The organism is Mesorhizobium sp. M6A.T.Cr.TU.016.01.1.1 (assembly GCF_003952585.1).
GTDB lineage: Bacteria > Pseudomonadota > Alphaproteobacteria > Rhizobiales > Rhizobiaceae > Mesorhizobium > Mesorhizobium mediterraneum.
Genome location: NZ_CP034452.1, coordinates 3,307,026 through 3,329,773 on the forward strand (window position 1 = coordinate 3,307,026; position 22,748 = coordinate 3,329,773).

Consider the following 22,748-nt stretch of genomic DNA (forward strand, 5'->3'; position numbering starts at 1 on the left):
GGAGGAGAAGACGCTCGTCCTGGTGAAAGACAACGATGCTCAGGCGCCATTGCCATTTGCCGAGGGCGTCCGCGCGCCGGAAATTTCGAAGCAACAAAGGTGAGATCGAGAATGATGATGGCGAAATACAACACAGCTCACCGTCCAGTGCAGTTCTACCGGCGGGTGGCGGAGTGGGATGGGCTGCCAAATGGAACGTAAAAAGATCAGCAAGGAGATGCTTGGCGATAGCCAGGCACTGCGCAAGCTGCGTGAGCACCTTGTCAAGGTGGCCAAGGCGAAGACTACGGTCCTGTTGCGAGGTGAATCCGGAACCGGCAAGGAGCTGGTTGCCAAAGCCATTCACGAGCTCTCGCCTCGCGCCAAGCAGCCCTTCATCAAGGTCAACTGCGCGGCGCTCACCGAGACGCTTCTGGAATCTGACTTGTTCGGTCATGAGAAGGGTGCCTTCACCGACGCGAGCAGTTTGCGCAAGGGGCGCTTTGAGGCTGCCGACAAAGGCACATTGTTTCTGGACGAGATTGGCGAGATATCAGGTTCGTTCCAGGCTAAGCTGCTGCGTGTCCTGCAGGAGCAGGAGTTTGAGCGCGTCGGCAGCAACCACACCATTAAAGTTGATGTTCGCGTGATTGCCGCAACGAACAGGGACTTGGAAACGGCAGTTCAACGCAAGGAGTTCCGGCAAGACCTCTATTATCGCATCAACGTCGTCACTTTACGCGTGCCGGCATTGCGCGAAAGGCGAGGTGATATTCCGCTCTTGGCCGCTCAGTTTCTCAAGAATTTCAATACTGAGAATGATCACACGCTGACCTTCGCTCCCGAAGCGATTGAGGTGCTAATGAACTGCGAATTTCCAGGTAACATCCGAGAGCTCGAAAACTGCGTTCAACGGACGGCAGTTCTGGCGACGGGTCCATCAATCCTCAGAACTGACTTTGCCTGTTATGCGGATCAGTGCTTGGCCGCGGCGCTGTGGAAGAACGGACCGCCGACGTCAGAGAAGTCGACTACGATCGAGCCTTCCGCCGCCTGTGCCGCCCCGCCCGTCGGCGACGGGCAAGCGCCGATAGGCCCTGCCACGACTCGTGGTAGGGTGCCCGATGCCGATACGGTCATTGCTGCCATGGAAAAGTGTGGCTGGGTGCAGGCAAAGGCGGCGCGCCTGCTCGGTTTGACCCCGCGCCAGATCGGCTACGTGCTGAGAAAACGCGGTATCGAGATCAAGCGTCTCTGAAACAACCCGCCGAGCAAGAGCTGGAGCAGGTCAAGCATTGGTGCTCTGGCGCCGAGCCCATCGGCCAGGCTTACGAAGTGGGTGTGAACAGCGCTGCCAAGATTCCGGCCGTGTGCTTTCTACCACCAGTCGTACTGGGGCTCTGCGACTGACAAACTAAAAAGGAGTAATCCTATGGCTAGTAACTTCGCTCTACACCGCAAGGGCAAATCAATTCGACGTGCCTGAAATCCAGAAATAATCGATGTATCATTGGTGACACGCCAGCATGCGTAGAGGCGACGCGCAGATCTCCGCTGGCGGGACCTGATCGATACATTAGCTGATGGCTTACCGCTCGATATCACGCAATCTGAGATGGGCATGAAAGTGAGTTCGACCGCTGGACAGTTGCCGACTTCGTCAGGTATTGGCCCCTGCGACCGGTTGATCTGCGATATCCAAATTCTTGGAAGTTGGTCGAGACGAAACTGTCGCCCCGGCTCGTGACCGACCGCGCGCCCGGCAAGACCGAGTTACAAAGTTGCCGAGGCAGTTTGATGTGCGTTCCTGCATCACTGTACGGGACACAACCTGACGGGAGACTATGATGCGTAGCCAAAAAGAAAAGATGCTCGCAGGCGAGTTTTACAATGCGGCGGATCCGGAGATCCAAGCTGACCTGTTGGCCACCGGGGCTTGGCTCAAGCGGTACAATGATACGCTGGGGCAGACCACGGGGCATTGGCATGAGCTTTTGTCCGAGCGGCTGGGAGAGGTTGGGCGCGGAACGGTCATCCGTCCGCCCTTTTTTTGCGACTACGGATTCAATATCCGCATTGGAGCCAATGCCTACATCAACTTCAACTGCGTTATTCTTGACGTGGTAGAGGTCAAAATCGGGCAAGGAACGGCAATTGGGCCTGCTGTGCAGATTTATACCGCCGATCATCCACATGATGCCGAGCAGCGGCAGGCCGGCCTGCAGGTCGGGCGTCCTGTTCGCATTGGCAGCCGTGTCTGGATCGGCGGTGGAGCAATCATTCTGCCTGGCGTCACGATTGGTGATAATGCAGTGGTAGGCGCTGGCTGCGTTGTCACACGAGATGTTCCCGCCGGGGCAAAGGTAGTGGGAATTCCTGCTCGCGTGGCCGACCCACATAAACAGGCATAATCAACCTCGTTGACCCTGGAGGTGCATGCGAACTGTCGAAACTGTGCCGAATTTTTGTCGAAGCCATTGAGCGCTGCATATGTTGTCGCGACTCGGGCGCTTCAGTTCTTTTGCCACGGGGGTCACAAGATCATGTGCATAATGCCGCCGCAACGTGCTCACGTCCCGCAGCAGCGGACCCTTTCACATGGCCCAACGAATTCAGAGCCTCCGTTGTGCTGCCACTAGCATTACTGCTCACGAATGTATTCCCAACTGAGTTTTCGCCCTTGGAGGCAAGCAGCGACTCACCAGCAATCGCCGGCCATTAATCCTGGCTAGCATCGACCCCGACGAGGCGAGCCGCGGCGTTGCGGATCGGCATGTCGATGACCGTGATTGCGCCTTCGGCAAGGAAACGACGTTCGTTTCTGGTCAGCGTAGCCGAATCGATCACCGCAAAATGTGGGCCAGTGGAGCGCTTCATCAGCTGTCTGGCATATGTGCGCAGCATCTGATCGTTGAAGCGGCAGCCCACGAAGAAAAAACCCCGGTTGACGCGCCGTTGCTTCACCGCGTCCGGGATCGGCGTCTGGATATCAATTTCGGTTAGGACTTCGACGTAATCGGAATCAGCCACGAGGAAGTTTGCGGCCGGCCTGACGCTGCCGTGCGGCGCATAGAGCACCGTCCTAGCCACTTGTTCGGCCTCGAGTTCTGTTCCTGACAAATCGTAAGTTCTCGTCCAGATGTTACCGATTCCGGTCGCGCGCGTCGTTCCTTGTATCTCGACAACGTCTGTTTGGCCGGCCTCTGCAAGGGCTGCTCGCATGGCGCCATCGTACCAGCTGTCGATGATGACAGACAGTTGAAGGGTTGCGAGCCAGGCGTGAAAAACGGTCGGCTCGGCGGGGGCTGCGAATATCTCCGCCATCCACGTTTGGAGAGTCCGACGATGTCGGCGCTGCTCGATAAACTGCGCGACCGACCACATATTGGTGCGAATCCTGGAAGGGGCAGGCGCCCGCTTGTTGAGCGCCGCGGCGACATCTTCAGGGGTGCAAGGTACAGGTGATTCCAGTGCGTTAAGCTGCAGAAGACCAGGACCGAGATAGGGGATCACTCGATCGGCCTTGAGAGCGCCGTTCAGCAGGTCAATCAGCTTTTTGGCAAAACTGCCCCGGACGACGACGAGATGGTCCCAGCTCAGCATCGTGTTCATACGCGTTTCCTCTCCGCCACTGAACCCACCGGCATCAGGCCCCGTCGGAAATCTTCATCGCCTCGACGGTGATCGGCAAACGCGTATCGCGCGGAAGGTCGGGCAGCATGAGCCGCCAACCGTTCCTGAGCGTCACGGTCCCGCCCCATAAGTCAGCGTTCTCAATCTCGGTGATCGGCTCTTCGAGATCCTTCTTGGGAACATAAGCCGACAAGCCAGTAGCGGTCCTGCGAATCATTACTTTCATCCGGCTGTTCCTCCGTTGGAAATGCCTTCAGCTCCGCAGGGAACCTCGACTTTGTCGAGGCTAATGAGTTCGCGCGCTCGCATGCCGACGACCGTGCCACGATCGATCCATTCGACTGCATAGATGAAGAATTGCTGGAGAAAGGTTCCAATGTCGCGCACGTAGCCTTCGTCGCCCTTCCGCACGAGGTTTTCGCCGATCTCCTTGCCGGGATAGGTGCCGTCGTTTTTTATGTGGCGTATCGCACGGACCCGCTCACCCTGCATGAACCGTGGCGGTCTGCCGATTTCGACCTCCTGTTCGCGTCTGGACCACATGCTGTCCATTCCTTTCTCGAGGCTTTTGGTGTGGTCGCGGGTTGCAGGCGTCCTCGTGCGGCGAACCCGACCGTTTCGGTAGGAATCAAGCGGGAACGCAGGTTTTCGGTACCGGACAGACCGACACGCATTGCTGCGTATCGAAGGCCTCCTTGCATTCGGTGCACTTGATTGGATCGATCACATAGGCGTCGCCCTTGAACTTGATCGCTTCCGAGGGACATTCGAACTCGCAGGCCCCGCATTGGGTACATTGGGATGCGATGATCTTGAAAGCCATTCTAACTCCTGGTTATCGGACGAGACGGCTCAGGCCGTCGCCGCTAGTGGTCTGATCCCAAACTCTGCCGCGTAAAGTGCGCTGACTGCGGTCTCGATGTAGTCATGGCCATAGGCGTCGGTTACGCGCAGTCCAGCTCGCGAGAGTTGTTCCTTCGGGCGATTTCCGATCTTGGCGCATAGCACTATGTGTATGCCTTCGAGCGCAGCGATGACGCCCTCGAGGATGGCGTCTTCGCCCCCGCCTCCGAGGCAATACCGCTCGACCTTCCGATGCCCGACCAAGCTGATCCCTCTAGGCGAGACTTCATAAACCTGGAATTCCTTCGCGTGGCCGAAGTGTTCGTTGACCCGTCCACCTCCCTTAGTGGCCACCGCAACCAGAAGCGACTTTTCGGAGTCTGTTGCCTTGACCATACCGATGGCTTCGCTCCTCGCCGCCTCATGATCACGGCGCTCGTGTGCGACCACCTGCCGATAGGCCTGACGCTTGCCAGCCTCGTAGGTGACACCGTCGGGAATCCCGTCCAGCGTGAATTCCTGGCCACGATCTTCACCGAGCAGGCCGACAGCATCTGCCCGGCACTGCCGGCAGTGGCGCATCAACTTGGCGCCACCTTCAAGTCGATCCTGAAGGGCCATCATCTCCATTGCCGTTGGGCCGCGCTGCCCGATGAGTCCGTAGTGTGTGCCGTGCGCCGGGTCCGAAATCAGAGGCATCACGTTGTGCAGGAACGCGCCCCGCTCCTTGACCATTTTGTTCACCTCAAACAGGTGCTGGTCGTTCACTCCAGGAATCATCACCGAGTTGATTTTGGTGAGGATGCCGCGCGCGCTCAGCATTTCCAGGCCCAACATCTGCCGCGCGTGCAAGATTCGAGCGGCTTCGATGCCGAAGTAGCGGCGATTTTCATAAAAGATCCAAGGATAAATCTTTGCGCCGACTTCCGGGTCGACCATGTTGATGGTGATCGTCACGTGGTCAACATTCATTTCGGCAAGCTCGGCGACATGGTCCGGCAGCACGAGCCCGTTGGTGGAGACGCACAGCTTTATGTCGGGGATTTCCCTGATGACGCGGTCGAACGTTGCCTTCGTTTTCTCCCAGTCGTAACAGGCATCCCCCGGCCCAGCGATGCCAAGAACCGAAAGCTGCGGAACTTTGTTGGCAACCGCGATGACCTTGCGTAGCGCTTGGTCGGGCGTCAGCTTCTCAGACACAACACCAGGCCGGCTCTCGTTGGCGCAATCGTATTTGCGATTGCAGTAGTTGCACTGGACATTGCAAGCCGGCGCGACCGCCACATGCATACGCGCGAAATAGTGATGCGCTTCCTCCGAAAAGCAGGGGTGATCCTTGATCTTGTCCCAAATAGCCGGATCCACATCGCCCGGGCTGGTCGGCGACGAGCCGTAGGAGGACGGTGCGCAGCCACCGGATTTCGCGGCTGCCAGAAAACCCTCGGATGTCGTGCTAGTCGGCCCCTCAATCGAAATTATCGGTGAGGACATCAAACGGCTCCGTTGCTGGTACGTCGCGGTTCAAGATGCAAGAGCCATACCAACTTAAAAAAGCGGCTTCAGTTCACTATTTGGGTCGATGTCGGGTTGTGTGAGGCCGGCGCGACACAATTTTGTCCTGCTTGCGACAGTGCAAGTCCAAATCCGTTCAGAAGCACAAAGCACTCCTTGTCGCGCAGAGGGCGCGCAAGACCACTGGCCTGACGATTGGCTCATCCAGGCTCTTAGAATTTCCTTCACCTCGATGCTATGCCGGCGTATCGCCTAGCCGACTTGTCGCGGCGTGAGGCCGAGAATTCGAGCCGCATTAGCCTGAACCCAGCCGGCCTTCTCCATTGTGTCGATCAGCCGGTCACGCTCCGTCCGCCGCGGACCCAGCGCCGGTCCGGCCGTATCGTTAGAATCGCAACCGGCTATCTCGTGTTCAGGGGCGCCGATGCGCCGAACCGGCATCGTGCTGGGCCGTGAGAGCTCGTCGATGACATTGCCACGTTCCGAAAGATTGGTTCCTTCCAGAGGAGAACGCGCAAGTGTGGCTGTTCTTTACACGCAGTTCTCCAGCTCGCGGACGTTGCCGGGGAAATAGCATTGCGAGATCAGCTCAACTGCCGACGGCGTAAAGCCATGGTTCTCCATATTTCAAGGGTAAGCGCTGTGTCCTTCCAGGAGTGCCCGCGATCTGTGGGCCTGCCATTCTGAGGTGGATCGGAGATCGGCTTGTGTCTGAACTTGAACTTACGATTGACCCTGAGCGGCAGCCTCGGCGTTTCGAGGTGATCAACGGCGCTGTTAGTCGACGGCATTGGTCGATGGACGACAAGGGACGGAGTCATCGCCGAGACCCTGGAGCCGAACGCGGTGATCTCGGAGGTTGCCCGGCGCTACGGGCTGCGGCCGCGGCGGAACGCTCGCAAGCTTGCTACGTCCGCAGGACAGGCCACTCCCGCCTTTGTTCCGGCAGTGGTTTCGGTGGCGCCACCGGAACGACCCGTTGGGCCTACATCCGTGCACCAGAACTCAAGGCCGCGGCCTGAGAATCGGCCGCCGCTCACCCTTTACTTGGTTCCTCAGCCGACAGCGCTAAGAAGGAGAGCAACTTCCGTCGGTGCGAGGATCATTGCGTCGTGGCCAGTGGCGAGTTCCTGCCACGCCCAGCCATCCTGCTTCGCGACCCATTCTCGCGCTCCCGCCATCGGCGGGTGGAGTGGATTAGTGCAGACGACATAGGTTCGGGGCCTGCCGTTGCCGAGCGGGTGCACGAGCTTAAGTCCGCTTTCGTAGGTGCCTGCCGGATGCGGTGTTATCCGGCGCCGCACCCAGTCCGTGAGCGAGTGTCCCTCGGGAATGCCGAATGCTGTTGGCGGCGGAGTCGGCATGAAGATACCCCGTCCTTCCTCCGCAACCAATTTTCGACGGGCGGCGACGATGTCGGGGGGCATGGTGCTGAATACACTTTGACCGCTCTCGACGATGGCGCCGTCGAGATAAACGAGATGGCTGATATGGTCGGGTATCCGGTCGGCGGCGCCGGTGATGCTGATGCCGCCTAGACTGTGACCGACAAGGATCACATCGCTCAGCTCTTCCGTCACAATGTGATTGACGATGTCGGTCACGAATGTGTCGGGCGTGATGTCCTTGCACAGCAAATGTGCGCGTTCGCCGACACCTGTCTGGGTCGGCGTGGTCACGTGGTATCCCATCTTGCGAAGATTGGCGGCCACGTCCCGCCAACACCATCCGCCATGCCAGGCACCATGCACTAGCACATACGTCTTTGTCATGGGTTGTGCCGTTCCACTTGCTCACCGGCCGTTGTGGCTGCCATCCGGCACGATGGCCGGACGTTGTCCCAAAGGGGCTCGACCACGTGACCGGTGGTAAGTCCGGCGCACAGGGCACCGCCGTGGCCTGAGGACACCGCTAACGAGTCGAGGAAATTTGAATTGCGAAAGGCCAATATTCACTAGCTCTTTGCAAGTGGATGGAGAGGCTCATGGTGTGCCGCAGTTGCTCGCTGCCGGCATGCTCTTGGCACGGTCCCGGCTGATCATCCGAACTTGAACAGGACACCAAAGCCGCCGCGCGGATAGTTCCACTCGATGTCGCCGCCTTTCTCGCACAATATCCGGCAGGTGCCGCATTCCATGCAGCCGTCGGCGGTGATCTCGACTTGACCCTTGTCATTCAACTCATAGCATTTCGCTGGACAGACGTAGGTCAACGCAAGCAAGTTCGCGCTTGGCTTGTCGTGCGGTCGCACTATAATATGGGGGCGGCCGGAATCGACCAGATAGCGGTTCTGGTAAAGCTTGTCCTCGACACGAACCTTCGTCACTGCGATCGTCATCTTGTACCCTCTTCAGCGCCATGCCAATGCCAGGCGGACCGCGTCGCTGACCAACCCCCAGCGCGAGCGCGCGTTGATGAAGGCGGCCGTGGTGTTCTTTTCCTTCTCGATCTTCGGCGTGCCGTCGACACGCATGAAGTTCTGAGCGGCATGCGACATCAACCGCGGATAGCTGTCAAAAAAGTTGCTGGAATTGGTGTGGAGTAAGGCTGGCATGTCCTTGTATTTCTTAAGATCCTTGATCACAAAGGAGTCATCCAGCATCGTCTTGTAGAGCGCAAGGTTCGCTTTGGTCATAGGACCGTTGCGGCTTTTGACTTTGAGGATCGCCTCAGCCGCGACACGACCCGAGGTCATGGCAAGGTTCGAACCCTCACGGTGAATGGCATTGTTCAGTTGCGCTGCGTCGCCGACGATGACCCAACCGTCGCCGAAGAGCTGCGGAATGGCCCTGTAACCACCTTCGGGGATAAGATGGGCGGCATATTCTTTCACCTCCGAGCCAGCGATCAGCGGCCGGATCGAAGGATGGTTTTTCATCGCATCTAGGAGGGCGGACGGGCTCTCCATCGTCGCGGCGAAATCCGAGACCAGGCAGCCGATGCCGAGTGAAATCGACTCCTTGTTGGTGTAAAGGAAGCCGAGCCCGGCCATGCTGCGAGAGATCGTGCCCACGGCCTCGATTACGCAGCCTTCATCGCCCTTGACACCGAACCGCTGGCCAATGACCTCTTCGGGCAAGAAATGCATTTCCTTGACGGCAAGCGCCACGGTCTCCGGCTTCGGCATCTCGCGCAGGCCTGCGCGAGTGCCAAGCAATCCCGACACCCCTTCTGCGAGAACGACCACATTCGCGAAGACCACTCCGCCAGCCCGGTCTGTGCGGACGCCGATCACCTTGCCATTGCCATCACGGACGAGTTCCGTCGCGGTCGTCTCACACAGGACCGTCGCGCCAGCCTCGCGCACCTTGCGGGAAAACCATTTGTCGAACTGGGCGCGGATGATCGTGTAGCGGTTGGGTTTCGCCTCATTGAAGTCGTCCGACCGGTAATGAATTCCGGTGTGAGACGTGTCGTCCATCACCCAAAGTCGCTGTTCGACCAGGTGCCGCTCGAGGGGCGCATCATCCCGGAAGTCCGGGATGATCTTCTCCAGCATGTTCGCGTACATTATGGCACCCTGGACGTTCTTAGAGCCCGGATATTCCCCGCGCTCCAACTGCAGTACCTTCAGCCCCTGGCTTGCCAAAGTGTAAGCAGCTGCGTTTCCGGACATGCCGGCTCCGACCACAATGGCATCGAATTGTTCAATCATGTCCTCTCCCTCAACTCGCAAGCTTGTCTCGACTGTGCGGCGACAGCCGCCGGGTGAAGGCTTCCGTCAGTGCGGGCAGGAAGCGGATTGCATCCGTGACGATCCCGAGGTGGGCGAACTCGAAAATCGGCGCGTTCGGATCGGTGTTGATCGCGACGATGAGATCGGCCCCCTCGACCCCAACTCGGTGCTGGATGGCGCCGGAAATTCCGGCCGCGATGTAAAGCTTCGGTCGAATGGTCTTGCCAGTTTGGCCAATCTGCCGATCAGCCGGCATCCAGCCCTTCTGGACCAAGGGGCGCGAACAGCCATGCTCGGCGCCGATCGCTCGGGCAAGATTCTTCACAAGCTGAAGGTTCTCCGCCGCGCCGAGACCGAGGCCTCCCGCAACCACGACATCCGCATAGGCAAGATTTGCCATTGCCGACTGGTTATCCGGCAGGAAGCCGAGGACTTTGGTGACGATATCGTCCTCAACGAGCGACAGCTTGTGCCGCATGACACGCCCGACCGGCTTATCCACCCGCTGCGGCATAGGCATGACCCTTGGTCGCACCGTCGCCATTTGCGGCCGGTAGTTTAGTGTATAGATCGTACACAACAACGAGCCACCAAAAGTCGGACGGGTCGCGGCGAGTGAACCGTCGGAATCTACATCAAGTTCTGTGCAGTCGGCCGTGAGCCCCGTCTGCAGGGTCGTCGCTACCGAGCCCGCAAGATCCCTGCCCAGTGTGGTCGCGCCGAGAAGGAGGATTTCGGGTTTATGGGTATTGACCAGATCCGTGAGCGCCTTGGCGAACGGCTCGTTCCGGTAGTCGGCGAGCGGCGGCGCATCGACGATGTAGACAAGATCCGCCCCGTAAGCGAAGGCCTCGGCAACAGCGTCCTCGACCATCTCGCCCGGCGGTCCCAGCACGACGCCCGCGAGCTGGACTTCAAGCTTGTCGGCTAATTTGCGGCCTTCACCCAGCAGTTCGAATGATACAGGATGCACATTGCCGCGTTCGAGCTCGAGGAAGACCCACACGTGCCGGTAGTCTTTGAAACGGTCGGGAAGTTCTTTCTTTACACCGGCACGGCCGGGGGCAATGCGAGGGGTAGTTTGGCTTGCGGTCGACATTTTCTGCTCCTGGCCGTCACGTGCCGCTGTTGAAGGCCAGCTCATGTTCCAGCGCCGGCCGGCGGGTTAAGATATCGGCGATGAGTTCATCGGCTATGTCCTGCAAGCCCCTTTCCGCGGTGTCGATCTGCGCCGCGCTTTCTGCCCGTGCGGTGGGGGCGAAAACACGCTTGACGACTGTCGGCGAGCCACGCAGACCGCACCGGGTGAGATCGTCAATGCCGGCGTCGGCTGCAGTCCACTTCACGACTTGGCTGCGCGCCGCGCAAAGAGCCTGCTGGAGCGAGCCCCGGCGGATTTCGTTGGTGTCTTCCAGCATGGTAATGAGGCAAGGGAGTCTGCTCTTCAGCAACTGGGTGCCGCCTTCGGCGCGACGCGCGACTTCGATCTCGCGCGTTTTGAGATCGATGGAGGCAATCTTCGCGACATAGGTAAGTTGCGATAGATCCAGGCGCTTGGCTATGCCGGGTCCGACCTGGGCGGTATCGCCGTCAATCGTCTGCTTGCCGGTGAAGACGATGTCCGGCCTGCCGAAAGTCTCCCCAATTTTTGCGATTGCTTGCGAAAGAGCAAAGGAGGTCGCCAGCGTATCGGATCCGGCAAAATAGCGGTCCGTCAAGAGAACTGCTCGGTCAGCACCGTAACCGAGCGCCTTTCGCAGCGAGTCCTCCGCCATGGGCGGACCCATTGTGAGCACAGTAACCTCGCCACCATGAACGTCGCGCAGTTTGAGCGCTTCTTCGAGGGCGAACAGGTCGTAAGGATTGATGATGGTCGGCACACCCTGACGCATGATCGTGTTCGTCACCGGGTGGACGCGGATCTGTGCCGAATCCGGCACCTGCTTGATGCAGATTACGATGTGCATTGGCGATTTCTCTAAGCTCCCAGTCCGGATGCGTGCTTGGCGGTTCACCTCATGCCTGCATCGTTCATGCCAAGTCTTCTTCCTGCCTCTATTCCAGAAGGTGGCTTCGTTTGCTTCCGAGGAGCGTCATGAGGACTGGATTTGTCGACTTCTCGACATTGTCGCGTCGCAGCCGTGTCGGGCTCATTACTTTCCGAACCGCTTCAGTGCAGAGTCGAGCGGGACGAAGGCGCGGCCAGGTGCGGGACATATGTTTGGATCGTGGTCCCTTAGCACCTTGAACACACGTTGCGTGAGCGGCGAGGAAGTCGCGAAATCTTCGTAGGCGCGTTCCAGCTTGGCGCGCACCCGCGCGGCGATTACCTGGTCAGGCAGACCGGAGAAATCTTCTTCGGCAAGGTATTGGCCCACGCGCTTCATGATATGGAGCCGCGAGACATTCATCACTTTCGGGTCGTAGGAGACGCCAAGGCAGGCGAAGAAGTCCTCCGCAGCCGACAGGCCTTTCAGTCGCGCCAGGATATCGGTGCGATCGATCGGGCGGCTGTCAGCGGAGCAGTTCATTGTATTCTCCCGGCGCGAAATTGTGGTGTCGATGCGTTGGTGACATTGCTGACGGCGTGCCGACCTCTGACACGGCGGCTGGGGCAAGAGACTTGGTGATCTCAAGCTTTTCTGAAGTGGTGAAGGCGACCCCGGGTTTGACCGCTCTCCATTGCGCAGGGTCGTCACGTTGAGGAAGACCTCACGGCTCGTCGGCTATTGTGCCGCTCGGACCCGGGCCGGAATGAAGCTGTTCTGCACCTCGCCCGCACAGTCCAGCACTGGGAAGGGCCCGTAGCTTCTCGGTGATCGCAGGCAGGACCTCAAGCACGCGGTCTACGTCATCTTCGCCGTTGTCACGCGAAAAGGAGAAGCGGACTGCCCCACATGCCGCGTTCATAGCGATCAGAACATGGCTCGGTTCCAGTGAGCCAGAGGCACAGGCGGACCCGGCGGAACAGGCGATTCCCAGCCGGCTCAGGACAATTGGGATTGCATCGCCTTCGATACCTTCGAATCCAATGTTTGCAGTGTTTGGCAATCGCTCTTGCGGATCGCCGTTGATGGATGTGTTTGGGATGCGCTGGATGATCCCGTTCTCAAGGCGGTCGCGCAACCATTTTATTCGTTTTGTCTCGTCCATGAATTTCAAGGCGAGTTCGGCCGCCATGCCCAGTCCGACTATGCCGGGTGTGTTTTCAGTGCCTGCACGCCGGTCGCGCTCTTGGTGCCCACCCTTGATCATGGAGGAGAAGCGCACGCCACGTCTTACATAAAGCGCGCCTATCCCCTTTGGACCATGCAGCTTGTGGGCGGAGAGCGACAGCATGTCGATCGCGGTCGATTTCAGCTCAATCGGAAGCCTTCCGACCGCCTGCACTGCATCAGTGTGGAAAAGCGCGCCGACTTCCCTGGCTAGATCGGCAAGCTTAACCACGGGAAAGATCGTACCGGTCTCATTGTTCGCCCACATTATCGAGACGATTGCCACTTGTGGGGTGAGGGCGGTTCTGTAGGCGTCCAGGTCGAGCCGGCCGTGGTGATCGACTGGGATAATGTGCACCTTGACGCCGCGCGTCTTTTCAAGGTGCGCGCACAACTTCAGAACGGCCGGATGTTCAACCGCGGAAGTCACTATTTCCGTTCGGTCGGGCATCACCTCCAGCGCCGAAAGGATGGCTGTACTGTCGCTTTCAGTCCCGCCCGAGGTGAAGATGATCTCGTCCTCGAATCCCGCGCCGATGAGGGCTTGCAACTGTTGCCTCGCCTTTCTCACGGCTTCAGCAACCGATGCGCCATAGGCGTGCATGGACGAATGATTGCCAAATTGCTCCGTAAAGAAAGGCAACATCGCTCCAACGACTGCAGGATCAACCCGCGTCGTTGCGTTGTTGTCGAGATAGACAGGGCTCATGGGAGTGATCCTTCAACTGCTGAAATGATTCAAGGGTAGGCGGGCCATTGAACCTCTGGCGCATATCGTATCTGGTAAGGTGGGCGGCCGGGCGAGCGATGGCTTGGCTGACCGGTCGCTGTCGACATTGCCCTTTGGTGGCGGCATCCGCCGGGAATTCAGCTGTTTCGGGCAATTTTGTTTGCTTGCCCACGGCAACGATCGATGATCGCGATTTCGAGCATCACCGAACGCAATTGTTCCGGGCCGACAGTGCGTGTCGGCCGGTTCCAGAGCGCCGGCGGTTACCGGTTCGACGCAGTATTCCTTGGCGTCGCTATAGTCGAACATAGCCTGTTCCCTCGCAATCATTTGCAGGACTTGCCGCAGCCGCACGTCTCACGCGCATTAGGGTTATCGAAAACAAAGCCGGATGTTTCGAGCCCAGTGACGAAGTCCACGGTCATGCCGGCGGCATGGGGTTGGGAGCCTCTATCCATGAACACCTTGAGCCCATCTCGCTCGATGATCGCATCGCCCTCACGTGAGACGCTCTCCAGGCCCATTGAGTATTGGAAGCCGGCGCAGCCGCCGGCATGGACCATGATGCGAAATCCTTCCGCCGGCTCGCTGGCGCGGTAAAGAGCGGCCTTGATGGCGGCAACAGCGTTGTCGGTGAGCGTAATCATGGCTCGATTTCTCCTCGGTCCGACGTTTTCGCGGATCATCTCGCATGGACCGTGCCAAAGGGAAGACGTGTCAAAAACCGTAGGACATCCCGACGTCTCTTATGCTCGATTGCTGGGGAGACGTCCGACAACCGACACTTACTGTCGGGTTTGTCGCGTCCGCGTCACAGGAAGGGCGCCTGAGTTCGCGATGCACTCACGCGTAAAGCAATGAACAGAGCCAAAGATGTTCAGAGCTTGCCGCGGAGCAACTGGCACGATTTTTGTGAAGCCTTCGTTGCGGCGGCAAAATTGCCGGCCGATTCACCTTTGGGTTGCCCTCGCAATCGAAGAACGAAGGAAAGCAATATGATCCATCAGACCCGCCTTGAGTGGGAAAGCAGCACCGCCGGTGGTACCCGAATGCTCGATCGGCCGATTGGCGCCGACCACCCAACAATCGCTCTCTACCGGCGATTGGCCGCTGACCGCCCGGAGACAGGATTCGACTGGCATGTGCCTGACGATCGATCGCGTCCGCCGTGCACACCCCTGAGGCCCGTTTTTCGATCGATCGTCAAAAGAAGAACGGGGCGGGGGTAAAAACATGGATCAGCGCAAGAAGCGGTCGCCCAACGAAATCCGGCGTGCGTGGGAAGTCTGTCCGAACATTCCCGCGCGTGATTTCGCCGCCCAATTGGCCATTTCGGAAGCGGAACTGGTCGCGGCCCATTGCGGTTTCGGCGCGGCACGCATCGACCCGCGCGTCAATCACCTTCTGACGGGCCTCGAATTCGTGGGCGAAGTGACGGCGCTGACCCGCAATCAAGGTGCCGTGCACGAAAAGATTGGCGTCTTCAACAGAGTGATAACCGGCAACAATCACGCCATGGTCCTTGGTGACGAATTCGACCTTCGCGTCTTCCCGCAGGCTTGGAGGTATGGTTTCGCTGTTGAAAGGCGCCATCGCGGCGGAATCCAGCGCAGTTTGCAATTCTTCGACGCCACCGGCGCAGCAGTGCATAAGGTGCATCTCAGGCCGGTCTCCAACCTTCATGCCTATCGAAAGCTGGTGGCCGAGCTCGTATCCGCCAACCAGGAGCCGACCATGTCGCTTAAGGCGAGAGTAGCCGACCTGGGCGCGAGGACTGCGGACTGGGCCGGCACGGTGGACGACCTACGCGAGCACTGGAGCCGGCTGACTGACGTCAACCTTCTAAAGACGCTCAAGCTCAGCCGCTGCCAGGCTTTGCGCATGGTCGGCCAGGATTACGCTTGGCTGCTCGACAATGCCGCAGTTGGCGCCGTGCTCCAGCGTGCGGCCGAAGACGAATTGCCGATCATGTGCTTCGTCGGCAACCGAGGTTCTATCCAGACCCATTCCGGCTTAATCAAGTCGGTCAAGCAGATCGGGCCGTGCATCCATGTGCTGGATGAAACGTTCCGGCTGCATCTCAGGACCCACCAAATCCGTGAGGTTTGGGCCGTGCGCAAGCCGACCAATGACAGTCACGTCACCTCGCTCGAAGCATATGGGTCCGACGGCAAGATCATCATCCAGTTGTTCGGTGCGCGCAAGGAAGGCGAACGCGAGCGCGACGACTGGCGGGTTCTGGCGGAAAACCTGCCTCGTTTCCCCGACAGCTACATGAGAAAAGACCGATCGTCGTCGGTGGGACGCCGGCGCCCATCTGCCTCCGCAGCCAGTAGCCGGGCATTGAAGCCGAGACCGGGGACACGATGACGCAATAAGCGCGCTGTATTATCGCAACGCGATGAGCAGGAAGCAATTTGGCGCTGCCCCATCGACCGCATGGTTACGACGAAGCCGCGGCCTTTGGGCCGAGCTCAGAGGTGACAATAGCGTGAACGCCGCCGACCGTCACTCCCCACCAGGCGGTCAGGTTTTGCGGTTCGGGCCGAGCAAAAATACTGTCAAGACAGCGAGGAACGTGGCAACCGCGCTGTAGACAAAGACACTGGCAATACCCGTGTGATCCACCAATAGGCCACCGAAAGTTGTGCCGGCTGCGATGGCCACTTGGAAGGTTATGACCATCAGTACACCAGCGCTCTCGGCCTGTTTCGGAGCGGCGCGTAGCACCATCCATGTCTGCAATCCGACCGGGACCGCGCCAAAAGCAAAGCCCCATACGGCAACTGCAATTGCCGAGGTCAAGGCCGATGCTCCCATAGTCAGGAGCGAGACAGCGGCTACGGCAATGAGCAGGGGCGGCAGGGCCGCGACCGCCTTGAGACTGTGTTTGGTGAGGAATGCGCCGGCTAAATTGCCGAAGACGCCGGCCGTGCCAAAAGCAAGGAACACGAGCGGGATCGACTTCTTGTCGAGCGCAGGAACGCTCTCGAGAAAGGCGCGGATGTAGGCGAAGCTGGCAAAATGGCCGGAAGCGACCAATAGCACGACTAGCACCGCAACCTTCATCGCCGGATTCTTCGCGACATCCAGCGGACTGCGGAATCTGCGCACTTCGATCGGAGGCAGTGGCGGAATGGTTACGAGTTGCACGAGCAGCGCAACGGCACTCACGATTGCGGCGACCTTGAACGAGGCTCGCCATCCCCAAATGTCACCGACATAGGCGCCGGTTGGAGCCGCGCAGACGGAGGCGACAGAAACGCCGGTGAGGATGATCGACATGGCGCGCGGCATGAGGTGACTTGGAACCAGCCGCATCGCCAACGCTGCCGAAATTGACCAAAAACCACCAAGCGATATGCCAAGGACGACGCGTGCCGCCAGCAAAACCGGCAGCGACCCCGCAACCTCCGCCAGAACGTTCGACAGGATCAGCAGGAGCGTCATCGCCCAGATGACGACCCTGCGGTCCAGACGCTTTGTCACGATGGCGATTATCGGTGCCGAGATCGCCGCGACGATTGCGGTCGCTGTTAGCGCCTGTCCAGCCGTGCCCGTGGTGATACGGAGATCATGCGCGAGCGGTGTCAGAACGCTGGCGGGCAGAAACTCTGCCGTCACAAGCCCGAAGGTGCCGAAGGAAAGCGAAATGATGGCACCCCATGCAGGGCCAGAACGTTGATAGGGACTTTCTGGGTCAAGCCGATCTCGGTCGAACAAAGCCGCGTCCACTAAATCTGTCGCCGATTCGGTCATGAATGAGTTCTCCGGCTAGGAGCTGTTGCAGCAGGGGTGGCTACATCGCCGGGGATCAAAGCCGCGAGATCTTCCGGCGGCGGCCAGTCGGCATCAGTCGAGGCCTCGGCGCCCGACGCATCCGAGGCCTCATCGGAGGGCCGACGGACCCAACCGTCGACAATGCGGGAGAGTTCTCGGCGCGGTCGCATCGATCGCATTCGTCGAAGTGCGGCCTGTTCACTGCGAACCAAGCAAGCCGAACGCGGTGTCCTCGATCGAGGCCTTGATGGGGGGATGATCGACGATATCTATATTGCTTTGAAGCAGGAAGTTCCGTCGCCATATGTGGTTATCCTGGCAGCCAGAATTGAGCGGTTGTCGCAAGCACCAAGGCGGTCGCAATGAGTGCAACGAGGCGGAAGTCTGATCGATGGCTGCGGTTCGATGGCCGCGCGATCGACAAAATTGAGGTGATGAGTTATCCCTTTTGAAGCCGTTGCTCCCAATTTTGGGATAAGGTAATTGCAGGCGGTCCCAGCAACGTCGGGCGGCCTTTTTGGTGATCGAATTCATGGGACGACACTCTCGGTCCGTGACGCATCTGCGAATGACTGCGCAAGTTCCGTGCCATCAACGACAAATCTGGCTCTGCTGAGCGGGTGGTGGAGGCACGAGCGTGGGCTATCCCAAGAGCTTGCCGCAAGGTTGTTCGAAGTTGAGGTGCCGGATAGACCGCAAATATGTCGGGCGGCCTGGGGTTGGCCAACACGAAGATGCGCAAGTTCAAAAGGACGAGCTGAACCCTTGCCGATATCCGTCCGAGGCTGATCTGGAGAAGGTCAAGAACTGCGTCTTGAAGGCTTCCGCCGCACCGGCAAATGCGAAGCCAAGGTGCTGGGCAAGATGGACAGGGCCATCCAACCCGTCGACTGGACGCTCATTAATGGCGTCGGTGTGGCTCTGTAGCTGGCGAGAAAAACGCCCTGCTGAAAGACAAAAGCTCGTGTGGCCGGCTCTGAAGGACGGCCAATGAGGCAGGCGAGGAGAGGCTATAGTCCATTCGTGTAGACTGATCTTGTCCCACGGAGGCGGCTAACCACCCCGCCAGACATCATCGAGGGGAGCGCCACTAGGCTCACCCCAAGTGTTGGTCATTTCCACCTGGGTGACCTCGGCCAAGTCACCAAGCCGCTTAGCGCAACCTTTCGAACTGGATGCTCCCCGGGCACATGATCGGCTAGCGATCCCACCAGTTGAGTAGCTCCAAGTCGGTGTCTAGCTTTCTACATTCTGTGTCCGACGCTGGACAAGAATGTTGCAATCCCGACCAGTAAGTCAGCACAGGCGCCACCTGTTGCCCAGCAAACGGCAAGGATTATCGAAAGACGAATTCGGCACGGAGCTTGCACCAACGATTGCATGCAAATGCCGACAGCATCTCATGAACGGTCTCTCGATTCTGGCGCGGTTAAATCGCGGCCGGTTCCAGATCATGTCCCGCCCGAAATGGTGAGGGACTTCAACCTGTTTACGTCGCCCGGCATGTTGCCGACGGCTAACGGGGATCCGCATGCAGCGGTTGCTTGCGTTCATGCCGGGCCTCCGATCTTTTATTCAACCAGCAACACGCGCGACGGTCGGGGTACCTGGGTCATCACTCGCGCGAGCGACCAGCGCCGGGTGCTGCAGGACACCGAAACGTTTTCCAGCCATCGCAGCATCTTCGCCTCTGTGCTCGGCGAGAGCTGGCCGATGATCCCGCTTGAGCTCGATCCGCCATTCCACGGTGTTTTTCGCTCACTGCTCAATCCGCTGCTTTCGCCAAAGCGGGTAATGGCATTGGAGCCGGCTGTCCGGGAACGAGCGATCAAGCTGATCGACAGGATCGCCGCATCAGGCACGAGCTGCGACATCATGAAGGATTTTGCAGTTCCGTTCGCGGTCAATATCTTCCTTCGCTTTATTGGGCTTTCGGACGACGGACTAGAAACATTTGTCGGCTGGGCTAGAGATCTGCTCCACGGCGATAAGGAGCAACGACCACCCGCAGCCCGGGCGATCGTGGCCTTCATCGACGAACTTGCCACCGAGCGCCGCAAGGAGCCGGTCGATGATTTCATGACCTTCATCGTGAAGGCAAAGGTCGAGGGCCGTCTGCTCAGTGACGAAGAAGTCCGTGGCATCGGCGTGCTTGTGTTCGTCGCGGGGCTCGACACGGTCTCAGCAGCCATATGCTTCGACTTGGCCCATCTCGCGCGCAACCCCAAAGATCAGGAATTGCTACGAAGCGAACCGGACCGGATTGCCGTCGCCGCGGAAGAATTGCTGCGCGCCTATTCGACCATTCAGATGATCCGAGTGGCAACGAAGGATGTCGACTTCAAAGGCGCGCCGATCCGCAAGGGAGACTATGTTTCCTGTGCCACGATGATTGCCAATCGTGACCCGGCGGAATTCGAATACCCGAATGAGATCGATCTGGCGCGCGAGGACAACCGGCACGCTGCCTTTGGCTATGGTCCCCATCGTTGTCTTGGCTCACACCTTGCCCGGCGGGAGATTGTCATTGGCCTGGAGGAGTGGCTGGCGCGCATCCCAGCCTTTCGGATCAAGACAGGGACTGAACCCATCACCTTCGGCGGCCATGTGTTCGGGATCGAGAATCTGATCCTGGACTGGTCCTGAAGTTTCCGCCAACGACATTGGAGTTCGCTATGCGTGTCATCGTACACAAAGCCAGATGCCAGGGTCATGCGCGCTGCTTGGCGCGGGCGCCGAGAGTCTTCAAGCTTGATGACGACGGCTACATCTTGCCCGGTGATATTGATGTTGCCGATGGGGAGCAACTGCTTGCCTCACAAGGGGTAAGAGCGTGCCCCGAACAAGCTCTGGAAGTTGACGAGCCCCCCGCTAACTCAATTGTAGAGAGAGACACCCGCAAAGTGCAGACTGGCGTCGGGAAGGACAAAACAATCATACAATTCGCGACAGACCCTGTCGACCACGCGAAAATTACCGAACTGCGTGACCGAGAGGCGATCCGCAACTGCCTGTATCGGTACTGCCGCGGGATAGACCGCGCCGATGAGGCGGCGCTGCGTAGCGCATACTGGCCCGAAGCGTATGACAGGCACGGTCCCTATTGCGGACCGGCAGAGGACTTCATCCAATTTGCTCTCGGTCTGCCGGGGCACCGTAACATCCATCAAATCACGAACAGCCTGATCGACTTCATCAGTTCAGCAGAGGCCGCGGTCGAGAGCTATTTCACCGCGCTGCAACGCGGACCGGATACAGACCAAGAAATACGTCAGACGCTGCTTTGCGGCCGTTACTGCGATCTGTTTCAGAAGAGGCAGGACGAGTGGCGAATTGCGGAACGGACAGTCGTCTACGATTGGGTTGAGGAGCAAATCCCGCCAGCGATTCTTGAGGCAGATAGGTTCGGCCGGCGACAGCCGATTGGAGCACCACATCCAGACGATCCCATCTACCAGTTGCTCAAGGGTCACATCCCCACCGACCAAGATGGCGTCGAGGGTCCCCAACTGGGAGCTGCATAAGTGGGTAGAAATGGAGGATGAGCGCCTTACGGGAACGACATCTGTGTGGGGCCGCAACTGGCGGTCACTGCAACGATTTGGCTCGACCCTTCATTCCGCCCAAGGTTGATGGGCTGAGATCACAAGCGGTCATCGTGGAGAAGCTCTCGTGAAACTGGCAGCACGCACCGTAATCATCACAGGCGCTGCGGGCGGGATCGGCCGTGCCCTGGTCGATATCCTTGCCGCGGACGGAGACACTGTAGTTGCGGTGGACCTTCCGGGCAGTGGTGTGGTTGAACTGGCTCGGGATCTCGGGTCGCCGCACGTCGGTCTGGAGTGCGATGTGTCGCGAGAGAAGGACATGCTCTCACTTTTCGGCCAGGTCGAAGCACGGTTCGCGCAAATCGATGTCCTCATCAACAATGCGGCGGTTGGACCCACGATGGATAGGATCATCGACACCGCTGTCGATACCTTCCGACGCGGCGTGACAGTGAACCTTATTGGGCCATTCGTTATGGCCAGGGAAGCGGCGCGGCGAATGAGGCCGGGCGGTGCGATCGTCAATGTGGCTTCGATGGCGGGCGTGGTCGGCAATCCCAGGCGCAACGCCTACGCAGCCTCGAAAGCTGGCGTGATCTCGTTGACAAAGTCCCTTGCATGCGAGTGGGCTATGCGAGGAATCCGCGTCACGGCGGTGGCGCCGGGCTCCGTCCGCACCCCAATGGTCACAGAGCTGGCACGCGCTGGCAAAATGGACCTCGCGGCGATACGCCGCCGCGTGCCGATGGGGCGCTTGGCTCGCCCCGACGAGATCGCCAGGGTCGTGCGTTTTCTGAGCAGCACGCAGGCGCGCTACATCACCGGCTCGGTGCTGGCAGTCGACGGAGGCTGGATGTCATTCAACCAGCCGGGGGATGCTCACCCGCCGGTGGATGGTGCGCTCCAAGCCGAGCTCTCCTGTCCGGCCGAATGCACAGATGCGCGAATCGTGCTCGTCACCGGTGGCGCAAAAAGCATTGGCGCGGCCGTCGCTCGCCGCTTTGCCGCGAACGGCGACACCGTCGTGATTGCTGATAAAGATGGCACTGCAGCGGCAGAGCTGGCTACATCGCTCCCCGGCAAGCATCTGGCGAAATCGCTGGACGTGGCCGTCGAGAGCGATGTGGTGTCGGTGTTCGAAGAACTGAGGGGACGCTTCGGGTATATCGATGTTCTGGTCAATAGTGCTGATACCGCCGACAGGATTGTGCCTGCGATCGAGCAACTGTCGAAACAGCTCGAACACGTCCTGGATGTCAACCTTACCGGCGCTTTCACCTGCGCGCGCGAAGCGATCAAGGCTATGCGCCGGGGCGGCGTGATCCTCAATCTCGGGTCGATCGACAGCTTTCTGCCGTTCGCGCCGCGCCATGCCTACGGCGCCTCCAAGGCGGGGATGGATATGCTGACCCGTTGCATGGCGGCCGAACTCGGGCCGGTCGGAATTCGGACAGCCACCGTCGCTCCTGGCCACATCCGCACGCCCGCACTTGCTCAGTTGGCCAAAGCCGGCCGCATCGACCTGGCAGCAATCGGACGACGCATCCCCATGGGCAGGATGGGACGGCCAGACGACGTCGCAGATGCATCGTTCTTCCTTGCTTCGTCTGACGCCTCATACATCAACGGCTCGATCCTCTACGTGGACGGCGGCTGGACCTCGTTCGGTGATGCGGGAAACGCCAGCGAACTCTATGACGAATGTTTTGCGGAGGCCGCAGGTTAATTGCCAGGCCTTCGCAGGCGACCGGCCGAGCATTATGAAGCCTCGGCTCCACGACGCACCCGAGGTGCTTGAGATCCAAGCATGTGCATGCCGAGCACATTCCCGG

At 59.3% G+C, this 22,748-nt stretch carries 19 protein-coding genes and 4 pseudogenes; 7 read left to right on the forward strand and 16 right to left on the reverse strand.

Annotation, left to right across the window (positions count from 1 at the left end; translation table 11 throughout):
• Positions 1-193: 193 nt before the first annotated feature.
• Together nifA and EJ075_RS15945 are read left to right on the forward strand one after the other, a co-directional pair.
• Positions 194-1,237: pseudogene (gene nifA / locus EJ075_RS15940) on the forward strand (nif-specific transcriptional activator NifA); the annotation flags it as partial.
• 586 nt (positions 1,238-1,823) lie between these two features.
• Positions 1,824-2,390 (forward strand): sugar O-acetyltransferase, encoded by a 567-nt coding sequence (locus tag EJ075_RS15945; RefSeq protein WP_029356595.1) that lies wholly within the window; start codon positions 1,824-1,826, stop codon positions 2,388-2,390.
• 307 nt (positions 2,391-2,697) lie between these two features.
• Here the strand turns inward: EJ075_RS15945 and EJ075_RS15950 are convergent, their stop codons facing one another.
• The 15 genes and pseudogenes from EJ075_RS15950 to EJ075_RS16020 all read right to left on the reverse strand — a co-directional run bounded on the left by EJ075_RS15950 (position 2,698) and on the right by EJ075_RS16020 (position 14,235).
• The gene (locus EJ075_RS15950) at positions 2,698-3,591 is read right to left on the reverse strand and encodes an SIR2 family protein (protein ID WP_126104968.1); all 894 of its coding nucleotides are present in this window, start codon (positions 3,589-3,591) and stop codon (positions 2,698-2,700) included.
• A 34-nt stretch (positions 3,592-3,625) separates the two neighbouring features.
• A complete protein-coding gene (nifT, locus tag EJ075_RS15955; RefSeq protein WP_024505230.1) occupies positions 3,626-3,838 on the reverse strand; it encodes a putative nitrogen fixation protein NifT in 213 nt (70 codons plus the stop codon).
• The gene (locus EJ075_RS15960) at positions 3,835-4,155 is read right to left on the reverse strand and encodes a nitrogen fixation protein NifZ (RefSeq protein WP_024505231.1); all 321 of its coding nucleotides are present in this window, start codon (positions 4,153-4,155) and stop codon (positions 3,835-3,837) included. Before EJ075_RS15960 ends, nifT begins: the two co-directional genes overlap by 4 nt.
• Before the next feature lie 85 nt (positions 4,156-4,240).
• A complete protein-coding gene (locus tag EJ075_RS15965; protein WP_126104969.1) occupies positions 4,241-4,435 on the reverse strand; it encodes a 4Fe-4S dicluster domain-containing protein in 195 nt (64 codons plus the stop codon).
• A gap of 29 nt (positions 4,436-4,464) precedes the next feature.
• The gene (gene nifB / locus EJ075_RS15970) at positions 4,465-5,946 is read right to left on the reverse strand and encodes a nitrogenase cofactor biosynthesis protein NifB (protein WP_126104970.1); all 1,482 of its coding nucleotides are present in this window, start codon (positions 5,944-5,946) and stop codon (positions 4,465-4,467) included.
• Between the two features lie 273 nt (positions 5,947-6,219).
• Positions 6,220-6,576: pseudogene (locus EJ075_RS15975) on the reverse strand (helix-turn-helix domain-containing protein); the annotation flags it as partial.
• A gap of 446 nt (positions 6,577-7,022) precedes the next feature.
• Positions 7,023-7,739, reverse strand: coding sequence for an alpha/beta fold hydrolase (locus EJ075_RS15980; RefSeq protein WP_126104971.1), 717 nt, complete (start codon positions 7,737-7,739; stop codon positions 7,023-7,025).
• A 266-nt stretch (positions 7,740-8,005) separates the two neighbouring features.
• Positions 8,006-8,305, reverse strand: a complete 300-nt coding sequence (locus EJ075_RS15985; RefSeq protein WP_024505235.1) for a ferredoxin family protein — start codon at positions 8,303-8,305, stop codon at positions 8,006-8,008.
• 12 nt (positions 8,306-8,317) lie between these two features.
• Positions 8,318-9,622, reverse strand: a complete 1,305-nt coding sequence (locus tag EJ075_RS15990) for an FAD-binding protein (protein WP_126104972.1) — start codon at positions 9,620-9,622, stop codon at positions 8,318-8,320.
• Between the two features lie 10 nt (positions 9,623-9,632).
• Complete coding sequence (locus EJ075_RS15995) at positions 9,633-10,742, reverse strand: electron transfer flavoprotein subunit alpha/FixB family protein (RefSeq protein ID WP_024505237.1); 1,110 nt, start codon at positions 10,740-10,742, stop codon at positions 9,633-9,635.
• 16 nt (positions 10,743-10,758) lie between these two features.
• Positions 10,759-11,610: an electron transfer flavoprotein subunit beta/FixA family protein gene (locus EJ075_RS16000; protein WP_095484276.1), complete on the reverse strand. Its 852-nt coding sequence runs from the start codon at positions 11,608-11,610 to the stop codon at positions 10,759-10,761.
• A gap of 186 nt (positions 11,611-11,796) precedes the next feature.
• Complete coding sequence (nifW, locus tag EJ075_RS16005; RefSeq protein WP_095484277.1) at positions 11,797-12,174, reverse strand: nitrogenase stabilizing/protective protein NifW; 378 nt, start codon at positions 12,172-12,174, stop codon at positions 11,797-11,799.
• Between the two features lie 181 nt (positions 12,175-12,355).
• The gene (gene nifS / locus EJ075_RS16010) at positions 12,356-13,567 is read right to left on the reverse strand and encodes a cysteine desulfurase NifS (protein WP_126104973.1); all 1,212 of its coding nucleotides are present in this window, start codon (positions 13,565-13,567) and stop codon (positions 12,356-12,358) included.
• A gap of 12 nt (positions 13,568-13,579) precedes the next feature.
• Positions 13,580-13,897, reverse strand: a complete 318-nt coding sequence (locus EJ075_RS16015) for a hypothetical protein (protein WP_126038026.1) — start codon at positions 13,895-13,897, stop codon at positions 13,580-13,582.
• Positions 13,898-13,914: 17 nt separating this feature from the next.
• A complete protein-coding gene (locus tag EJ075_RS16020) occupies positions 13,915-14,235 on the reverse strand; it encodes an iron-sulfur cluster assembly accessory protein (protein WP_029356570.1) in 321 nt (106 codons plus the stop codon).
• 586 nt (positions 14,236-14,821) lie between these two features.
• On the opposite strand from EJ075_RS16020, the pseudogene EJ075_RS16025 reads away from it, so the two are divergent.
• Positions 14,822-15,853, forward strand: a pseudogene (locus EJ075_RS16025) (ChuX/HutX family heme-like substrate-binding protein); the annotation flags it as partial.
• A gap of 261 nt (positions 15,854-16,114) precedes the next feature.
• Here the strand turns inward: EJ075_RS16025 and EJ075_RS16030 are convergent.
• Positions 16,115-17,347, reverse strand: a complete 1,233-nt coding sequence (locus EJ075_RS16030; RefSeq protein ID WP_126104975.1) for an MFS transporter — start codon at positions 17,345-17,347, stop codon at positions 16,115-16,117.
• A gap of 1,488 nt (positions 17,348-18,835) precedes the next feature.
• On the opposite strand from EJ075_RS16030, the gene EJ075_RS16035 reads away from it, so the two are divergent.
• From EJ075_RS16035 to EJ075_RS16045, 4 genes and pseudogenes are all read left to right on the forward strand, one after another.
• A complete protein-coding gene (locus tag EJ075_RS16035; RefSeq protein WP_164547283.1) occupies positions 18,836-20,014 on the forward strand; it encodes a cytochrome P450 in 1,179 nt (392 codons plus the stop codon).
• Positions 20,015-20,043: 29 nt separating this feature from the next.
• Positions 20,044-20,166: pseudogene (locus tag EJ075_RS33630) on the forward strand (ferredoxin); the annotation flags it as partial.
• A 138-nt stretch (positions 20,167-20,304) separates the two neighbouring features.
• Complete coding sequence (locus EJ075_RS16040) at positions 20,305-20,892, forward strand: nuclear transport factor 2 family protein (RefSeq protein ID WP_050580531.1); 588 nt, start codon at positions 20,305-20,307, stop codon at positions 20,890-20,892.
• 148 nt (positions 20,893-21,040) lie between these two features.
• A complete protein-coding gene (locus EJ075_RS16045; RefSeq protein WP_126104977.1) occupies positions 21,041-22,642 on the forward strand; it encodes an SDR family oxidoreductase in 1,602 nt (533 codons plus the stop codon).
• The last annotated feature ends 106 nt before the right edge of the window (positions 22,643-22,748 follow it).

What these genes read in the sequence shown, in the direction of transcription:
- EJ075_RS15945 (WP_029356595.1), top strand. Translation starts at nt 1,824, where the DNA reads ATGATGCGTAGCCAAAAAGAAAAGATGCTCGCAGGCGAGTTTTACAAT.
- EJ075_RS15950 (WP_126104968.1), bottom strand. Translation starts at nt 3,591, where the DNA reads ATGAACACGATGCTGAGCTGGGACCATCTCGTCGTCGTCCGGGGCAGT.
- nifT (WP_024505230.1), bottom strand. Translation starts at nt 3,838, where the DNA reads ATGAAAGTAATGATTCGCAGGACCGCTACTGGCTTGTCGGCTTATGTT.
- EJ075_RS15960 (WP_024505231.1), bottom strand. Translation starts at nt 4,155, where the DNA reads ATGTGGTCCAGACGCGAACAGGAGGTCGAAATCGGCAGACCGCCACGG.
- EJ075_RS15965 (WP_126104969.1), bottom strand. Translation starts at nt 4,435, where the DNA reads ATGGCTTTCAAGATCATCGCATCCCAATGTACCCAATGCGGGGCCTGC.
- nifB (WP_126104970.1), bottom strand. Translation starts at nt 5,946, where the DNA reads ATGTCCTCACCGATAATTTCGATTGAGGGGCCGACTAGCACGACATCC.
- EJ075_RS15980 (WP_126104971.1), bottom strand. Translation starts at nt 7,739, where the DNA reads ATGACAAAGACGTATGTGCTAGTGCATGGTGCCTGGCATGGCGGATGG.
- EJ075_RS15985 (WP_024505235.1), bottom strand. Translation starts at nt 8,305, where the DNA reads ATGACGATCGCAGTGACGAAGGTTCGTGTCGAGGACAAGCTTTACCAG.
- EJ075_RS15990 (WP_126104972.1), bottom strand. Translation starts at nt 9,622, where the DNA reads ATGATTGAACAATTCGATGCCATTGTGGTCGGAGCCGGCATGTCCGGA.
- EJ075_RS15995 (WP_024505237.1), bottom strand. Translation starts at nt 10,742, where the DNA reads ATGTCGACCGCAAGCCAAACTACCCCTCGCATTGCCCCCGGCCGTGCC.
- EJ075_RS16000 (WP_095484276.1), bottom strand. Translation starts at nt 11,610, where the DNA reads ATGCACATCGTAATCTGCATCAAGCAGGTGCCGGATTCGGCACAGATC.
- nifW (WP_095484277.1), bottom strand. Translation starts at nt 12,174, where the DNA reads ATGAACTGCTCCGCTGACAGCCGCCCGATCGATCGCACCGATATCCTG.
- nifS (WP_126104973.1), bottom strand. Translation starts at nt 13,567, where the DNA reads ATGAGCCCTGTCTATCTCGACAACAACGCAACGACGCGGGTTGATCCT.
- EJ075_RS16015 (WP_126038026.1), bottom strand. Translation starts at nt 13,897, where the DNA reads ATGTTCGACTATAGCGACGCCAAGGAATACTGCGTCGAACCGGTAACC.
- EJ075_RS16020 (WP_029356570.1), bottom strand. Translation starts at nt 14,235, where the DNA reads ATGATTACGCTCACCGACAACGCTGTTGCCGCCATCAAGGCCGCTCTT.
- EJ075_RS16030 (WP_126104975.1), bottom strand. Translation starts at nt 17,347, where the DNA reads ATGACCGAATCGGCGACAGATTTAGTGGACGCGGCTTTGTTCGACCGA.
- EJ075_RS16035 (WP_164547283.1), top strand. Translation starts at nt 18,836, where the DNA reads ATGGTGAGGGACTTCAACCTGTTTACGTCGCCCGGCATGTTGCCGACG.